15 protein-coding genes and 1 tRNA gene are annotated in these 13,678 nt (G+C 63.1%); 6 read left to right on the forward strand and 10 right to left on the reverse strand.

All coding sequences use genetic code 11. The features are described 5' to 3' along the window. Positions 1-63: 63 nt before the first annotated feature. Together ACMC5O_RS02865 and ACMC5O_RS02870 are read right to left on the reverse strand one after the other, a co-directional pair. A tRNA-Arg gene (locus ACMC5O_RS02865) sits at positions 64-140 on the reverse strand. Between the two features lie 20 nt (positions 141-160). Further along, a complete protein-coding gene (locus ACMC5O_RS02870) occupies positions 161-1,147 on the reverse strand; it encodes an alpha/beta hydrolase (protein WP_187707793.1) in 987 nt (328 codons plus the stop codon). Positions 1,148-1,241: 94 nt separating this feature from the next. Between ACMC5O_RS02870 and phaR the strand changes: the two genes are divergently transcribed. The 3 genes from phaR to ACMC5O_RS02885 all read left to right on the forward strand — a co-directional run bounded on the left by phaR (position 1,242) and on the right by ACMC5O_RS02885 (position 3,183). Continuing rightward, positions 1,242-1,781 (forward strand): polyhydroxyalkanoate synthesis repressor PhaR, encoded by a 540-nt coding sequence (phaR, locus tag ACMC5O_RS02875; protein WP_187707792.1) that lies wholly within the window; start codon positions 1,242-1,244, stop codon positions 1,779-1,781. 11 nt (positions 1,782-1,792) lie between these two features. Beyond that, positions 1,793-2,281 carry a hypothetical protein gene (locus tag ACMC5O_RS02880; protein ID WP_426693230.1) on the forward strand — a complete coding sequence of 163 codons (489 nt, stop codon included), beginning with the start codon at positions 1,793-1,795 and terminating at the stop codon, positions 2,279-2,281. Between the two features lie 356 nt (positions 2,282-2,637). Beyond that, positions 2,638-3,183 carry a hypothetical protein gene (locus ACMC5O_RS02885; RefSeq protein ID WP_426693231.1) on the forward strand — a complete coding sequence of 182 codons (546 nt, stop codon included), beginning with the start codon at positions 2,638-2,640 and terminating at the stop codon, positions 3,181-3,183. A gap of 3 nt (positions 3,184-3,186) precedes the next feature. Here ACMC5O_RS02885 and ACMC5O_RS02890 read toward each other — a convergent pair whose 3' ends face one another. Further along, positions 3,187-4,965 (reverse strand): ABC transporter transmembrane domain-containing protein, encoded by a 1,779-nt coding sequence (locus ACMC5O_RS02890; protein WP_426693232.1) that lies wholly within the window; start codon positions 4,963-4,965, stop codon positions 3,187-3,189. Between the two features lie 131 nt (positions 4,966-5,096). Here ACMC5O_RS02890 and ACMC5O_RS02895 point away from each other — a divergent pair, with 131 nt between their 5' ends. Next, complete coding sequence (locus tag ACMC5O_RS02895; RefSeq protein ID WP_187707789.1) at positions 5,097-6,329, forward strand: polyhydroxyalkanoate depolymerase; 1,233 nt, start codon at positions 5,097-5,099, stop codon at positions 6,327-6,329. Positions 6,330-6,336: 7 nt separating this feature from the next. Here the strand turns inward: ACMC5O_RS02895 and ACMC5O_RS02900 are convergent, their stop codons facing one another. From ACMC5O_RS02900 to ACMC5O_RS02910, 3 genes are read right to left on the reverse strand one after another with little or no spacing between them, the layout of a single operon-like run. Then, positions 6,337-7,725, reverse strand: coding sequence for a DHA2 family efflux MFS transporter permease subunit (locus ACMC5O_RS02900; RefSeq protein WP_426693233.1), 1,389 nt, complete (start codon positions 7,723-7,725; stop codon positions 6,337-6,339). After that, positions 7,722-7,982 (reverse strand): hypothetical protein, encoded by a 261-nt coding sequence (locus ACMC5O_RS02905; protein WP_187707786.1) that lies wholly within the window; start codon positions 7,980-7,982, stop codon positions 7,722-7,724. Before ACMC5O_RS02905 ends, ACMC5O_RS02900 begins: the two co-directional genes overlap by 4 nt. 22 nt (positions 7,983-8,004) lie before the next feature. Continuing rightward, entirely contained in the window at positions 8,005-8,619 is a 615-nt protein-coding gene (locus ACMC5O_RS02910) for a DUF4126 domain-containing protein (RefSeq protein WP_187707785.1), read from the reverse strand. A gap of 103 nt (positions 8,620-8,722) precedes the next feature. Here ACMC5O_RS02910 and ACMC5O_RS02915 point away from each other — a divergent pair, with 103 nt between their 5' ends. Then, positions 8,723-9,202, forward strand: coding sequence for a hypothetical protein (locus tag ACMC5O_RS02915; RefSeq protein WP_187707784.1), 480 nt, complete (start codon positions 8,723-8,725; stop codon positions 9,200-9,202). Here the strand turns inward: ACMC5O_RS02915 and ACMC5O_RS02920 are convergent. Together ACMC5O_RS02920 and ACMC5O_RS02925 are read right to left on the reverse strand one after the other, a co-directional pair. After that, positions 9,199-10,383, reverse strand: coding sequence for an acetyl-CoA C-acyltransferase (locus ACMC5O_RS02920; protein WP_426693234.1), 1,185 nt, complete (start codon positions 10,381-10,383; stop codon positions 9,199-9,201). The two genes, ACMC5O_RS02915 and ACMC5O_RS02920, sit on opposite strands and share 4 nt — an antisense overlap. A gap of 10 nt (positions 10,384-10,393) precedes the next feature. After that, positions 10,394-10,849 carry a MaoC family dehydratase gene (locus ACMC5O_RS02925; protein ID WP_187707783.1) on the reverse strand — a complete coding sequence of 152 codons (456 nt, stop codon included), beginning with the start codon at positions 10,847-10,849 and terminating at the stop codon, positions 10,394-10,396. Positions 10,850-10,907: 58 nt separating this feature from the next. Here ACMC5O_RS02925 and ACMC5O_RS02930 point away from each other — a divergent pair, with 58 nt between their 5' ends. Then, positions 10,908-11,414 carry a hypothetical protein gene (locus tag ACMC5O_RS02930; protein WP_426693235.1) on the forward strand — a complete coding sequence of 169 codons (507 nt, stop codon included), beginning with the start codon at positions 10,908-10,910 and terminating at the stop codon, positions 11,412-11,414. Between the two features lie 3 nt (positions 11,415-11,417). Here the strand turns inward: ACMC5O_RS02930 and ACMC5O_RS02935 are convergent, their stop codons facing one another. Beyond that, positions 11,418-12,632, reverse strand: a complete 1,215-nt coding sequence (locus ACMC5O_RS02935; RefSeq protein WP_187707780.1) for a mechanosensitive ion channel family protein — start codon at positions 12,630-12,632, stop codon at positions 11,418-11,420. Continuing rightward, positions 12,629-13,654 carry a DNA topoisomerase IB gene (locus ACMC5O_RS02940; protein WP_187709928.1) on the reverse strand — a complete coding sequence of 342 codons (1,026 nt, stop codon included), beginning with the start codon at positions 13,652-13,654 and terminating at the stop codon, positions 12,629-12,631. Before ACMC5O_RS02940 ends, ACMC5O_RS02935 begins: the two co-directional genes overlap by 4 nt. Positions 13,655-13,678: the final 24 nt, after the last annotated feature.

Below are 13,678 nucleotides of genomic sequence, written 5' to 3' on the forward strand. Positions count from 1 at the left end.
CCGATGGCAAGCCCGCCGGGCTCGGCGGCGGGCTTCGCCTGCAAGTACGAAAATTTCGAAGAATGGCGCACCCGACAGGATTCGAACCTGTGGCCTCTGCCTTCGGAGGGCAGCGCTCTATCCAGCTGAGCTACGGGTGCGTTCCGGCGGTCGTTAGCGTTTAGGGTTGGGAGCGGCAAGCCGGGTCCAGGAAACGCGACAACGCATCGTGAAGCTTCCCGCGCGCCGAGCCGACCACCATTCCGACGTGACCGGAGGCGATTTCGCGCACCGCACCATGAGGTGCGCTCCGGGCCGGAGTAATCCGGTCGTGCGCGGCGGTGCAGTGGAGCATCGGAACAGGGACGGCGTCGGTCATGGTCTTGCCGCCAATTTTCCATCCTCCGGTCCCGGGCAGGTCCGCGCCGAAGAAATCCTCGATCAACTCGCGCGCGGCGGGGAGGGGCAGGGGCTCGCCCTCGTTCGCCCAGTCCTCGAGCACGATGAAGCGTAGCGCCTGCGGGCCTGTCGGATCGAGCGATGAAAGATGCGCGAACTTGGAGACGGTCCGCGACGGATCGAGCGACCAGAACGCCGCCTGCAGCACTTCCATCGGAAGAACCTTGAGAGCCGCAGCCGCCCGCCGCGCGTGCATCCACAAGTCCAGCAGCGACTTGCGTGAGTCTTCGGGATAGTCCGAAAAACGCCACGGCGCGGCGATCGTTGCAACCCGCTCGACCGGAGCGAGATTGGCTGCCGCAATCGTCATCGTCCCGCCGAGGCAGTAGCCGATCAGTGCCGGCGGTTCGTTCAGCTCCGACATCAATGGCACCAGCAGCTCTTCGACATGCCCCGCAACGTCGAGATCCGCGCGATCCCGGGCAGCACCCCAATCGAGAAGAAGACCTCGGCGGCCCATGTTCGAGACCGCAGCGGCAAGCGAAACCTCTTTATCGAGATCGAGCACGTCCGGCGGATTGATCAGCGACGGGACAAGGATTGCGCACGGACCTTCGCCGCCATGATCGCGGAGCACCGCGGGACCGACCTTCGCTACAACCGGAAGCGGGACACGCGTTCGTGGCCTCGGCGCATTCTCGTATTTCGCCAGCCCGTCGAGCGCTGCGCGCGCGGTCTCGGGATCGCGCTCGCCGACCATCCGTACCATTTCGAGAAATAGCGGAAGCGGACGCGGAGCGTGTTCATGTTGCGGTGCACACTGGTCCGGTAGTAGGTGGTCCATCGGTTCTCGGGAGCGGTTCATGGCCAAGTCTTCGGACAAGGTGACTATCAAGAAATATGCTAACCGTCGTCTCTACGACACGGAAAGCTCGTCCTACATCACATTGGACCGTCTCGCCGAAATGGTGCGCGAAGGCCGCGAGTTCGAAGTTGTCGATGCAAAGACAGGCGAGGACATCACTCGTCAGGTGTTGACGCAAATCATCGTCGACGAGGAAGCGCGCGGGTCGACCATGCTTCCGGTGAATTTCCTGAAGCAGCTCATCGGGCTCTACGGGAATTCGATGCAGGGCATGGTTCCGCAATATCTCGAAGCGGCGATGGACGCCTTCCAGCGCAACCAAAGCGCGATGCGCGATGCGTTCGGCGGCAAGGTCTTCGCTGATCTCGCCAAGCGCAACATGGAAATGTTCGAAAGCACCAGCCGCGCGTTCACCGCCTCGGCAGCGTCCAAGACGAAGCCGACAGAAGACAAGAAGCCGTCGGGCGAGTCCGAGCTCGAGCAGCTGCGCGCGGAGCTTTCCGCGCTCCGAGACAAGATCGACCGCCTCGGCAAGTGACAGGAGTGAAAGTGAGGAGGATCGCGTTCGTCGCGATGGCCGGCGCGCTGGCGTTTGGCCCCCAATTGAATCAGCTAGCCGAGGCTCAGGTTACGACGCAGCCCGCGCAAATGGATTTCAGCTACTGGCCGGTCAGTCCCGGCGCCTGGACCTATCGTGCCGTCACTGGCGGGAGCGAAGCCGCGTTCGTCGACGGCGCGGGCGCGACGCGCATGGTCATCGCCTGCGGAAAGCTCACTCGGCTAGTGACATTGTCGCGAATCAGCGCGGCGCCTGCATCCAGTCTGTCGTTCTGGACCAGCTCGGATTCTCGCAATCTTGCATCGCGGTTCGACCAGCCTTCTGGACGAATCATCGCGCAGGTCGGGGGGATGGATCCGCTGCTCGACGCAATCGCATTCAGCCGCGGCCGGTTCGCGGTCTCGATGCCCGGATCACCAGCGCTGGTCATGCCGGCGGGAACCGAAATCGCTCATGTTGTCGAGGATTGCCGCGCGTAGGATTTCGACACGCGAATTCCCAAAGATTGCAGATTTGTAGCGCATTACAAGTCTTGTGATTTGCGCCCGGACGAATCATTCTCACCTCAGCTTCAACGCAGCGAAAGGAGGTGATCCGATGTCTCATGGTTCAGCACAGAGGTCGGAAAGGGGTGTTCGTCGGCCGTAAAGCTGGACGGACGGCCAATCACTTCCGGCCGCTGACCATGTTCGAGGGGATCGTTGCTTGAGCAGCGGTCCCCTTTAACGTTTTTGGACAATCGAAATCTTCGGAATTACAGGCACGGTTCGTTACCGAAACGGAACCGTTCAGCAGTTGAAGTGTCTTTGGGGCAAGACCGAAAGAGAGGTTTACGATGGCCAAATCCACAACGCGGAAGAAATCGTCTTCGGGCGGTGAAAGCACTGTCGACAAGCTCGCCAAGGCGGCGATGAGCCGTGAAATGTTGGCAGCAGGCCTGGCCGCTGCTGCAGCCGCAATCAGCGCAAGTCCTGCCGCGCGGCGCAAGATCCGCGATGCGGGACTCGACGCGGCTGACACTGCCCAGGCCGCGGCAAGCACGATGGTCTCGAGCGCATCCAAATTGGGCTCGCTGATTGCAGAGGCGGTCGCCGATGCGGCGCAGCGTGTCCTGTCCGGCAAATGGACGGATGAGGGCACTCCGCAGGCCGCTGCGACGAAGCGCTCGAGCGCAAAGAAGCCCGCTGCCAAGCGCTCGACTGCAAAGAAGACGACCACTCGCGCAAAGGCTTCCAAGCCGGCAGCGACGCGCAAGGCTTCGACTGGGACTGCAGCTCGCAAGCCCGCGACCCGCAAGCGGTCGACGACTGCGCGCAAGGGTGCGTCCCGCCGTGGGAAGGGGACCTCCGGAACAACGACGCCAAGCGGCGCCGGTGCCTAAGGTTCAGGCGGCGCGGTCTTCGAACTGAAGCCGCGCCAACCGCGCGTAAAGGCCGCCGTGGCGTGTCAGCGTCGCGTGCGTGCCTTCTTCGACGATCGTTCCGTGATCCATGACGACAATGCGGTCGGCCGCGCGAACCGTCGCGAGGCGGTGAGCGATGACGATCGTCGTGCGGTCGGCCATCAGCCGGTCGAGCGCATCCTGCACCAGCCGCTCGCTTTCAGCGTCCAGGGCCGACGTCGCTTCGTCGAGCAGCAGTAAGGGAGCGTTGCGCAGTAACGCACGCGCGATTGCAATGCGCTGACGCTGTCCGCCGGAAAGGCGAGCGCCGCCTTCTCCCATGTAAGTGTCGAGGCCTTCCGGAAGCTTGCGCAGGAATTCCTCCGCATGCGCATCGCTTGCGGCCTGCCAGATCTCGTCTTCGGTCGCGTTCCAGTTGCCATACCGCAGGTTGTCGCGCGCGGTCGCTGCGAACATGACTGTTTCCTGCGGAACGAGCGCGATCCGCTGGCGGACGTCGGCGGGATCGGCATCGCGAAGGTCGACGCCGTCCAGTAGAACTCTCCCCGACTGCGGATCGTAAAAGCGCTCCGCGAGCTGGAAGATGGTCGTCTTGCCCGCCCCGGACGGACCCACCAGAGCAAGCCGTTCGCGCGGTTTCACGGTGAGGCTGAAGCCTTCGAGCGCGGAGACGTCGCGGCGCGTCGGGTAGTGGAAGGTGACGTTGTCGAACTCGAGCTCGCCGCGCGCGGGATCGGGCAGCTCCTTCGGATTGGCCGGTGCGCGGATGTCGGGCTCGGCCTCGAGGAGCTCGGTCAGGCGTTCCGATGCCCCGGCCGCGCGCAGGAAGTCGCCATAAACTTCGGACAAGGCGCCGAATGCTCCGGCGAGCAATCCGCCATAAAGAACGAAGGCCGCGATTGTGCCGCCCGTCATCCGGCCGGCCGCGACGTCCACGGCGCCCTGCCAGATGATCAAGATGATCGCTCCGAACATCAGGAAGATCGCGATGGCGGTCATGAACGCGCGCAGGAGGATGCGCGTCCGTGCGGTTGCAAACACCTTGGCGACGGCGTCGGAAAAGCGGCCGGTCTCGCGATCCTGCTGTCCGAATGCCTGCACGATCTTCATCGCGCCGAGCACTTCGCTGGTCACCGCGCCGACGTCGGCGATGCGGTCCTGGCTGCGCGTGGAAATCGCTCGCACCTTGCGGCCGAGGATGATGATCGGCCCGAGTGCGACCGGGAGGCCGAGCAGCATCATTCCTGCGAGCTTGGGCGACAGGACGAAGAGAATGACGATGCAAGCGACCGCAAGGACGACGTTGCGCAGGGCAACCGAGACCGTCGTGCCGACGACCTGCTCGATGATCGTCGTGTCGACGGTGATGCGCGACGTAATCTCCGCCGGCCGATTCTCTTCGAAGAAACCGGGCGATAAGCGAAGCAGGTTCCGATGCACCGCAAGACGGATGTCCGCCACGGTCCGTTCGCCCAACCACGATACGAAGAAGAAGCGGAACGCCGTCGCAAGCGCCATCACGCCGACCAGCATCAGCAGATATTCGAACCAGCGGGCGATATCCTGCGTGGAACTGCCGGCGGCGAAGCCTTTGTCAATTATCAGCTTGAACGCATAGGGCACGCCGGACGTCGCGCCAGCCGCAACGAGCAGCGCCGCGGCCGCGCCCAGGATGTGCCCCCGGTAATGCGAGGCGAAGCTCCAGATCATCCGCAGGTTCTTGAGGGAGCGGCCCGGCGGGCGGTTCGGGGCATTAGCCATGCCCGTCGACTAGCAGCCGTAGGCCTGTCCCTCAATTGCGCACCGCAATGAGTGCGGTGCAACAACGGCCCTTGCCGTTGGACCAAATGGGGTCCACATCAGTTGGTACGTGGTGATGAGGGTGCCCCTAAATGCTGTATGACGCCTATGAAGTTCAGCGCTCGTTTCTCGCGGGCGCGAGCAAATTGGCGGGCATGAGTGCAGGATGGCTGAATAATCCAGCAAACCCAGTTGCTTACGCGTCTGGTAGCCCTCTGATTGCCGCCGCGCTCGACGTCTTCGCTCATGCTGCAGCGCCGCGAGGAAAGCCGGAGTTCGGCCTTCACCAGACGGTTGTGAAGGGCCGCAAGGTCAAGGTTCACGAGGAAATCCTTGTTCGCGAGCCATTCGGCCAGCTGAAGCGATTCGTCCGCGCCGGAATGGCCGACAAGGATCCGCCGCTTCTGATCGTCGCTCCGATGTCGGGTCACTACGCCACGCTTCTTCGCGGCACCGTCGAGCGGATGCTTCCGAAGCACGACGTCTACATCACCGACTGGCGAGACGCGAAGTCGGTGCCGCTCACCGAGGGCACGTTCGATCTCGACGATTACATCGACTATTTGATTGAATTCATGGAGGCGATCGGCGAGCTAAGGGGCGAACGCCCGCACGTCCTCGCCGTCTGTCAGCCGTCGGTTCCAGCCTACGCTGCAACCGCGCTGATGAACTCCACGCGCAACCGGTGGCGACCCAAGACGCTCACGATGATGGGCGGACCGGTCGACAGCCGCGAAGCGCCTACGGCGGTGAACACGCTGGCGACGGAGCGGCCGCTTGGCTGGTTCCAGAAGAACGCAGTCGCCACCGTTCCGCTCTACTATCCCGGTGCCGGCCGGAAGGTTTATCCCGGTTTCCTGCAGCTCGCCGGCTTCATGACCATGAACCTCGGCAGCCACCTCGTCAGCCATTGGGAGATGTTCAAGCACCTCGTCGAGGGCGACGAGGAGAGCGCGACGTCAACCCAGAAGTTCTACGACGAATATCGGTCGGTCGCGGACATGACCTCCGAATTCTACCTTCAGACCGTCGACGTGGTTTTCCAGCGCCACCTTCTGCCCAAGGGTCAGCTGATGCATCGCGGAAGCAAGGTCGATCCGAAGGCCATCAAGGACACCGCACTGCTTGCGATCGAGGGTGAGCGCGACGACATCTCCGGTATTGGCCAGACCAAGGCGGCGCTCGATATCTCAAGCGGCGTTCCGCACGCGAAGAAGAAGTATTTCATGGCCAAGGGCGTCGGCCATTACGGCATCTTCAACGGCCGCAAGTGGCGCGATAAGATCGCTCCGGTCGTTGAGGATTGGATCGCGAAGAACGCCTAAACGGCACTCAGCTTTCGCGCATCTTCACACTGCCCAGCAGAGTGATCGCGGTGAGACTCGCCGCGCCGCCGACGATTGCCGATGCGACCAGCGCGGAATGAAATCCGTCGATCAATTGATCGCCCTGGCGTGACAGCACCACGCCGAGCAGCGCCGTTGCGATGAGCCCGCCGATCCGGGCGACGGCGCTGTTGAAGCCTGATGCCATCCCTGTGTGTTTCGGGTCGACCGAGCCAAGGACGGAAGCGGTGAGCGGGGCAACCGCGATTGCCATTCCAAGCGCCATGACGGCGATCGCGGGCATGACGACGGTCCAATAGGGGCTGTCATCCACAATCCGCAGGCCGAGCAGCATGCCCGCGCCTACGACGAGCGGGCCGATCGCCAGCGGCGTCCGCGGCCCGATGCGCATCGCTAGCTGACCCATGATCGGCGAGCCGATCGAAATCAGGATCGGGAGCGGAAGGAGCGCCAATCCCGCCTGCACGGGCGAGTAACCGCCCGCTTCGATCAGAACATAAGGTACGAGCAGCATGGCCGCGCCGAACGCCCCGTAGAGGAGAAATGTGAGCAGGTTGAGGCCGATGAAACACCGATCACCGAACATGCCGAGCGGCATCATCGCGCGGTCCCTGCGTGCTCTTTCGACCCACAGGAACAGCGCGAGCATCGCAAACCCCGCGATGACGGTCGCGCCGACCACCAGGTCTACTTCGCCGGAGGACGACCATCGGGTCAGTCCATAGGTGGTTCCGCCGAGGCCGGCGGTTGCGAGGAACGCTCCTTTATAATCGGTCCTGCCTGCGCTCGCGTCGCTACTCTCACTTACGAATATGAACGCAAGCAGGATTGCGCCAAGCCCGAGCGGGATGTTGATGTAGAAGATTGCGGGCCAGCCGACATTGTCGACCAGCCATCCGCCGATCAGGGGCGCGACCGCAGCGGCTGCGGCACCCGCTGCCGCCCAGATCCCGACGGCCTGGCCACGCTTCTCACCCTCGTAAGCGGCATTCAAAAGCGCGAGGCTGTTGGGAAGCAGCAGCGCCGCGCCGATCCCTTGAGCTGCGCGGGCCGCGAACAGCAGGCCGAGGCTGGGTGCGAGCGCGCAAAGGACCGAAGCGACCGTGAACAGGCTGGTACCGAAGAGCAGCAGGCGGCGTCGTCCGAAGTGATCGCCTAGCGCGCCTCCAAGAAGGAGCAGCGCAGATAGCGGGAGAAGGTAAGCGTTGACGACCCACTGCACTTCCGCAGCACCGGCTCCGTAGCTCGCGCGAAGAGCGGGAAGCGCGACGTTTAGGACGGAGCCTTCGACGAACGACAGGCTCGAAGCGAGGACGCAGGCGGCGAGCGTCCATCGCGGATCGGCGCGCGGTTTTTCGCGCGCTCGAGCGTTCATGCGGCGGTTGCTTCCGCCTCCTCGATGGCGATTTCCACCATCCGCTTCCAGATTTCTGCATCGCCGGCCGTCGCCATCTGCGTGTCGGGCTCGCGCGCCGTGTGGAGCACGGCGAGCGCCTGGTTCAGATGCTCAGGCCAGGTGCGATCAACCTTTTCGGAAGCCGAGGGATCGCTGCCCTCCGCGTTCGAGCTGAACGACGCCGCTGCAAGCACGCGCGCAATGCGTTCGACGAGAGGTTGATCGGAAACGGGCATCGGCTTTCTCCTGTTCGCGAATTCAACCCGTTCCGCCGGACTTCGGTTGCATTCCGACACGGTTGAATAGCCGCTTCAAGGCCCGCCGCGCCGCAATCACGAGCCAGAGCGACAGGATCACAAGGATCAGCGCGATCAGGGCGGCGGCAATCGGGTTCGCGATGGCAAGCGCCAGTAGCCCGGCTGTCGCGACATCTTCTCCGGCGGACACGACGACGTTGGAAAACGGCTCCGGACTGGCGTTGACGAGCGTGCGTGCTCCGGCCTTGCCCGCATGAGCGAAGAAGGCTGCGCCTCCGCCAAGAAGGAAGCTCGCAACCTGCCAGGTGGGGTCTGCGGAATCGACGATAGCCAGGCTGAGCATCGCCCCGCCCAGCGGCCGGATGACCGAGTGGATCGCGTCCCAGGCGCTATCGACCCACGCAATCTTGTCCGCGAAGAATTCGGCGATGGCGCCAACGCCTGCGATGCCGACGATCCAGTTGTTCGCCAGAACGTCGAGCGCCCGGAGCTGGTCGGGGAGTGCGACCCAGCCGTACTTCATCCCGAGCCCGGTCGCGAAGACGACGAGATAAAGCCGCCACCCGGCGAGCAGGCTGACCGATGCAGCCAGCGCGACAATTTCTGCGGCGCTCATGGGCGGCAGACTAGGCAGAACGCAGCCCTTCGCAACATCAGTTTCGTTTGACGTGCATGTGATAATATTACACGTCTTGATTGAAAAGGATCGGAGGCGTCTTATGAAGTACTTGGTGTTGCTTGGGCTGATGGCATCGTTTGCTCCGGGCGCGCCGGCATTCGCCGCTGAGCCGGCGGCTCCCTTGCTTGGCACCTGGACACTCGATCTGGAGCATTCGCAGATCCCGCCTGACCAGCGGCCGAAGAGCGTCAACATCACCTACAGCGACGTGGGCGGCGGAAAGTGGAACTCGAAGGTCGACGTCATCGGCAGCGGCAGCGGCGAAATCCACGCGACCGGCACCTATCCGCTCGACGGCTCACCCGCGCCCAGCACCGGCTACAACAACGTAGACACTGTCGCTGCGAAGGTGCCCGCGCCGAACGTGCTGGTTATGGCATTCTACAAGGAAGGCATGCCGCGCACTACGCGAATCTACACCGTCTCCGGCGACGGCAAGACGATGAGCGAGACGATTGTCTGGTTGAACATCAACGGCAAGCCGGAGATCACAACCAACCAGTTCAATCGCGTTCCCTAGAACACCTCGAACAGGCCGGCGGCGCCCATGCCGCCGCCGATGCACATGGTAGTGACGATATATCTTGCACCACGGCGCTTGCCTTCGATCAGCGCATGCCCGGTCAGGCGCGCGCCCGACATGCCGTAGGGGTGGCCGATCGATATCGCGCCGCCGTCGACGTTGAGAAGGTCGTTGGGAATGCCGAGCTTGTCGCGGCAGTAGAGCACCTGCACTGCAAACGCCTCGTTAAGCTCCCACAGCCCGATGTCTTGCATCTTGAGGCCGAACTTCTCGAGCAGCTTCGGCACGGCGAACACAGGGCCGATTCCCATTTCGTCCGGCTCCGTTCCAGCAACCGCCATGCCGATGTAGCGGCCGAGCGGCTCGATGCCGCGCTTTTCGGCGACGGAAGAATCCATGATGACGCAGGCGGACGAGCCGTCGCTGAGCTGGCTGGCATTGCCCGCGGTGATGTGGGTGCCGGGACCAAGGACGGGCTGAAGGGAAGCCAGGCCCTCGATCGTCGTATCCGCGCGGTTGCCCTCGTCCTTGGCAAGCGTGATCTCCTTCTTCGAGACCTCGCCGGTTTCCTTGTCCTTGATGGTCATCGTTACGGTCGCCGGGACGATCTCTGCATCGAACCGCCCTTCGGCCTGAGCGGCGGCGGTGCGCTGCTGCGACTGCAGCGCATATTCGTCCTGCGCCTCGCGGCTGATCTTGTAGCGCTGGGCAACCGTCTCCGCTGTGCCGAGCATGGGCATGTACACGTCCTTGTGCATGGCGATGAGCGAAGTGTCACCACCGATACGCATTTCCGGGGTCTGCACGAGGCTGATCGAATCCTGGCCCCCTGCGGCGACGATATCCATCCGGTCGATGATCACCTGCTTCGCCGCCGTGGCGATGGCCATAAGCCCAGAGGCGCACTGGCGATCGATCGTCTGGGCGCTGACGGTAACCGGACAGCCCGCGCGCAGTGCGACCTGCCTGCCGATATTGCCCGCCTGAACGCCTTGGGTGAGGACGCAGCCCCAGACTACGTCGTCGATCTCGCCCGCATCGATCCCCGCGCGTTCGATTGCCGGAGCAAGCGACAGCGCGCCCAGCGTCGCGCCAGGAGTCGCATTGAAGGCGCCCTTGTAGGCTCTTCCGATCGGGGTTCGCGCGGTCGAAACGATCACGGCGTCGCGGACGGACATTCTTCTCTCCTCAAACGAACAGAAGGCCGAGCCATTCGGCCGTCAGTGCGGGCTTTTCCTCGCCTTCGATTTCAACGGTCACGGTGTGCCGCAATAACAATTGTCCCGGCGCTTTCTCGTCGACCGAGTCAAGGCGGAAGCGGCCGCGGATTCGCTTGCCGCTTCGCACCGGCGCAATGAAGCGCACCCGGTCGAGCCCGTAGTTCACGGCCATCTTGATGCTGCCGGGAACGAGCATGGCTTCCGCCGCCATCCGCGATAGCATCGACAGGGTCAGGAAGCCGTGGCCGATAGTTCCGCCGAACGGAGTGCGCGCGGCAGCCTCTGGATCGATGTGGATGAACTGCCGGTCCTCGGTTGCGTCAGCGAACTCGTTGATCCGCTCCTGGTCCATCGTCAGCCAGCTCGAAACGCCCACTTCGGAGCCTATTCGAGAGCGGATTGCGTCGAGACTGGCGACCGGCATGCAACTGCTGTAGCGGGCGCGGCACGCGCGGCAAGAGTCGCGTAGCTGAGGACTCCAAATGATCTTTCATTTCTCGATCAGCGCTGACGATCCCAAGCGGACCGCAACCATGTTCGCCGAGCTTTGGCGCGGCCAGGTCTTCTACTTTCCAATGGTCGGAAAGGGCAGCTGGATCGCCCATGCAGGCGACGACCGGCGGACGACAATCGAGGTCTATCCCCGCGATCTCGCCTTCTATCCCAATGAGTCGGGAGAAGGGCATCAACGTAATGAGCCCGTGTCGCGCCATGGTCCGTTCCATGCCGCCGTGGGAACGCCCCTATCGATCGAGGAAGTCGAAGAAATTGGCCGCCGCTATGGCTGTCACACCATCCTGTGCAATCGTGGCCCCTTCCGCGTGATCGAATTCTGGGTCGACAATGCTCAGATGGTCGAAATGCTAACGCCTGAAATGCAGGCGCAATACCAGCGGTCGGTGACGCCGGACGGATTCCGGGCAATGCTGGCCAATGTCTGGAAGCTTACTCCGGAGGGAGAGTCCCTCGACGGCGCGGTAGCCGCCTAAGATTCAGCGATCCTTACGCGACTCCTTCGCCTTTTTGTCTAATGCGACGACAGGTTTGTCTAATGCGACGACAGGCTGGATCTGCGGATAGGGCATCACCATCGTGCCGTCGGGCGCCGCGGTGAAGGTCGTCTGGGTCGGATAGGCGAAGTCGATGCCTTCGCGTTCGAAAGCTCGCTTCACAGCGAGGATGACCGCCGACTTGTGCCGCGCCAGCGTGTCGGGGTCTCGGCTGCGATCGTCATAGACGAGTTCACATTCGATTGAGCTCGATCCGAATGCGGTCGCGGAGCAGCGGACCAGCTTGCAGTTCTTGATCGCCTCAATCGGCTCCGTGATCACGTCCGGCAGCCGCTCGATCGTTTCCGATGGAGTTTGGTAGGTCAGGCCGAACGTTAGCCACGTGCGCCGCACGCGTGCGTCGGTGACGTTATGCACTTCCTGCTCGAGCAGCTTGGTGTTGGCCATGATGACCTGCTCGCCGCCAACGCCGCGCAGGCGGGTGGTCTTGAGGCCGATCTTCTCGACGGTTCCAGTGGTCGTCCCGTAGCGGACGATGTCGCCCCGCCGGAATGGCTTGTCGAACAGGATGGCGAGCGCCGCGAACAGGTCGGAGAAGATGCCCTGGGCGGCGAGGCCGATCGCGATGCCGCCGATGCCGAGGCCGGCGACAAGCGCTGTGACGTTGACGCCGAGGTTGTCGAGGATGACGACGATCGCGAGGGCGAAGAGCGCGACGCTGACCAGCACGCGAATGATTGCGTTGGCATTGCCGAGCGCGGACTCTGTCGTGCCGTCGCCGACGCGCCGGGCGATCAGTGCAAGGATCAGTTCTCGCGCCCATATCGCGCCCTGAAGGGCGAAGGCGATCGTGAAACCTACATCGACCAGGTGCTGGGCCCGCGCCGGCGGCTGCGCATAGGTCGCGACGATGTCGATCGCGGCCATGACCATGAAGAAGATGCTCGTCTTTGCGAGCACGCGCCCAACGACGCTTCGCCAGCCCAGATGCTGCTCATCTGTCTCGCGGGCGATTATGCGCTGACCGATCAATTTGGCGACTAGCATGACCGCGACAATCGCTCCCGCGACGGCCGCGCCGAGGACCACGCCGTCACGATTGTCGATTAGCCAAGCCACAACGCTCTGCGTTGGCCGGATTGGGTCGATGTTCGGCTTCATCGCTCCGCTTGTGGCGACGCCGGTACGGCTGATCAAGCCGTGGCGTCAGGCGAAGAGCTTCGTTTGCGGCCTGCGAGGAATTTGAGAAGCCCAACTTCCCCAGACGAGAGCCACTTGCGTTCGCGAGGACGCTCAAGGCCGTTCAACGGGTTGCGCGGCCTGTCACGGGCCGCCTCGATCAGCTTGGGGTGTACGTAGGACTTGCGGCTGATCGCGGGAGTGTTGCCGAGCGCTTCGGCAACCGGCTCGAGCACCGTTTTCAAACTGATGCGCGCCTTCTCGTGCTCGGATGCCGTCAGCATCTGCTCGAAGGCGATGACGCTCGCGCCCCAGGTGCGGAAGTTCTTGGCAGTGAAATCACCGCCCGAAGCTTCCCGGATATAGTCGTTCACATCGGCGGAGGTGATCGGACAAGGTTCGCCATCATCAGAGATATACTGGAACAGATGTTGACCCGGCAGGTCGTCGCACTTGGACACGATCCGCTTGAGGTTTGAATCCGTGATCGGCACCTCGTGAACGATTCCGTGCTTGCCGGTGAAGCGCATCAGGAGCTTACTGCCGTTCCGCTTCACGTGCCTGGAACGAAGGGTGGTCGCGCCGAAGCTCTTGTTGTCCCGCGCATATTGCTCATTGCCGACGCGCATATGCCCTCTGTCGAGCAGGCGAACGACCGCCGCGATTACTGCATCACGGCTCAAGGCGCGTGTCTTGAGATCGGCCGCGACCTTTCGTCTGATCTTGGGAAGAGCAGCTCCAAACTCCTGCGTCCCGCTATACTTCTTCTTGTCGCGCCGGGCCCGAAACGCCCGGTGGTAGCGATATTGCTTGCGGCCGCGCGCGTCGGTCCCGGTCGCCTGCAGGTGACCGTTCTCGTCCTTGCAGAACCAGGCGTCGACATAGGCTGGAGGCAAGGCGATCGAGTTCAACCGGTCGATCGTGTCGCGGTCGGTGACGCGTTTCCCTTTCTCGTCGAAATAGGCCCAGTAGCGGCCCTGCTTCTTTCGCGTGTAGCCGGGCTCGCTGTCGCTGCTGTGCCTCAGCCTGCCGCCGTTCATCTTTGCTTCGCTCATTGGCACGAC

The sequence above is a fragment of the Sphingomonas sediminicola genome (assembly GCF_049991885.1).
Classification (GTDB): domain Bacteria; phylum Pseudomonadota; class Alphaproteobacteria; order Sphingomonadales; family Sphingomonadaceae; genus Sphingomicrobium; species Sphingomicrobium sediminicola.

Excerpts from the sequence above, each read along its gene's own strand:
- ACMC5O_RS02870 (WP_187707793.1), bottom strand. The coding sequence starts at position 1,147 with ATGGTACGGATGGTCGGCGAGCGCGATCCCGAGACCGCGCGCGCAGCG.
- phaR (WP_187707792.1), top strand. The coding sequence starts at position 1,242 with ATGGCCAAGTCTTCGGACAAGGTGACTATCAAGAAATATGCTAACCGT.
- ACMC5O_RS02885 (WP_426693231.1), top strand. The coding sequence starts at position 2,638 with ATGGCCAAATCCACAACGCGGAAGAAATCGTCTTCGGGCGGTGAAAGC.
- ACMC5O_RS02890 (WP_426693232.1), bottom strand. The coding sequence starts at position 4,965 with ATGGCTAATGCCCCGAACCGCCCGCCGGGCCGCTCCCTCAAGAACCTG.
- ACMC5O_RS02895 (WP_187707789.1), top strand. The coding sequence starts at position 5,097 with ATGCTGTATGACGCCTATGAAGTTCAGCGCTCGTTTCTCGCGGGCGCG.
- ACMC5O_RS02900 (WP_426693233.1), bottom strand. The coding sequence starts at position 7,725 with ATGAACGCTCGAGCGCGCGAAAAACCGCGCGCCGATCCGCGATGGACG.
- ACMC5O_RS02905 (WP_187707786.1), bottom strand. The coding sequence starts at position 7,982 with ATGCCCGTTTCCGATCAACCTCTCGTCGAACGCATTGCGCGCGTGCTT.
- ACMC5O_RS02910 (WP_187707785.1), bottom strand. The coding sequence starts at position 8,619 with ATGAGCGCCGCAGAAATTGTCGCGCTGGCTGCATCGGTCAGCCTGCTC.
- ACMC5O_RS02915 (WP_187707784.1), top strand. The coding sequence starts at position 8,723 with ATGAAGTACTTGGTGTTGCTTGGGCTGATGGCATCGTTTGCTCCGGGC.
- ACMC5O_RS02920 (WP_426693234.1), bottom strand. The coding sequence starts at position 10,383 with ATGTCCGTCCGCGACGCCGTGATCGTTTCGACCGCGCGAACCCCGATC.
- ACMC5O_RS02925 (WP_187707783.1), bottom strand. The coding sequence starts at position 10,849 with ATGCCGGTCGCCAGTCTCGACGCAATCCGCTCTCGAATAGGCTCCGAA.
- ACMC5O_RS02930 (WP_426693235.1), top strand. The coding sequence starts at position 10,908 with ATGATCTTTCATTTCTCGATCAGCGCTGACGATCCCAAGCGGACCGCA.
- ACMC5O_RS02940 (WP_187709928.1), bottom strand. The coding sequence starts at position 13,654 with ATGAACGGCGGCAGGCTGAGGCACAGCAGCGACAGCGAGCCCGGCTAC.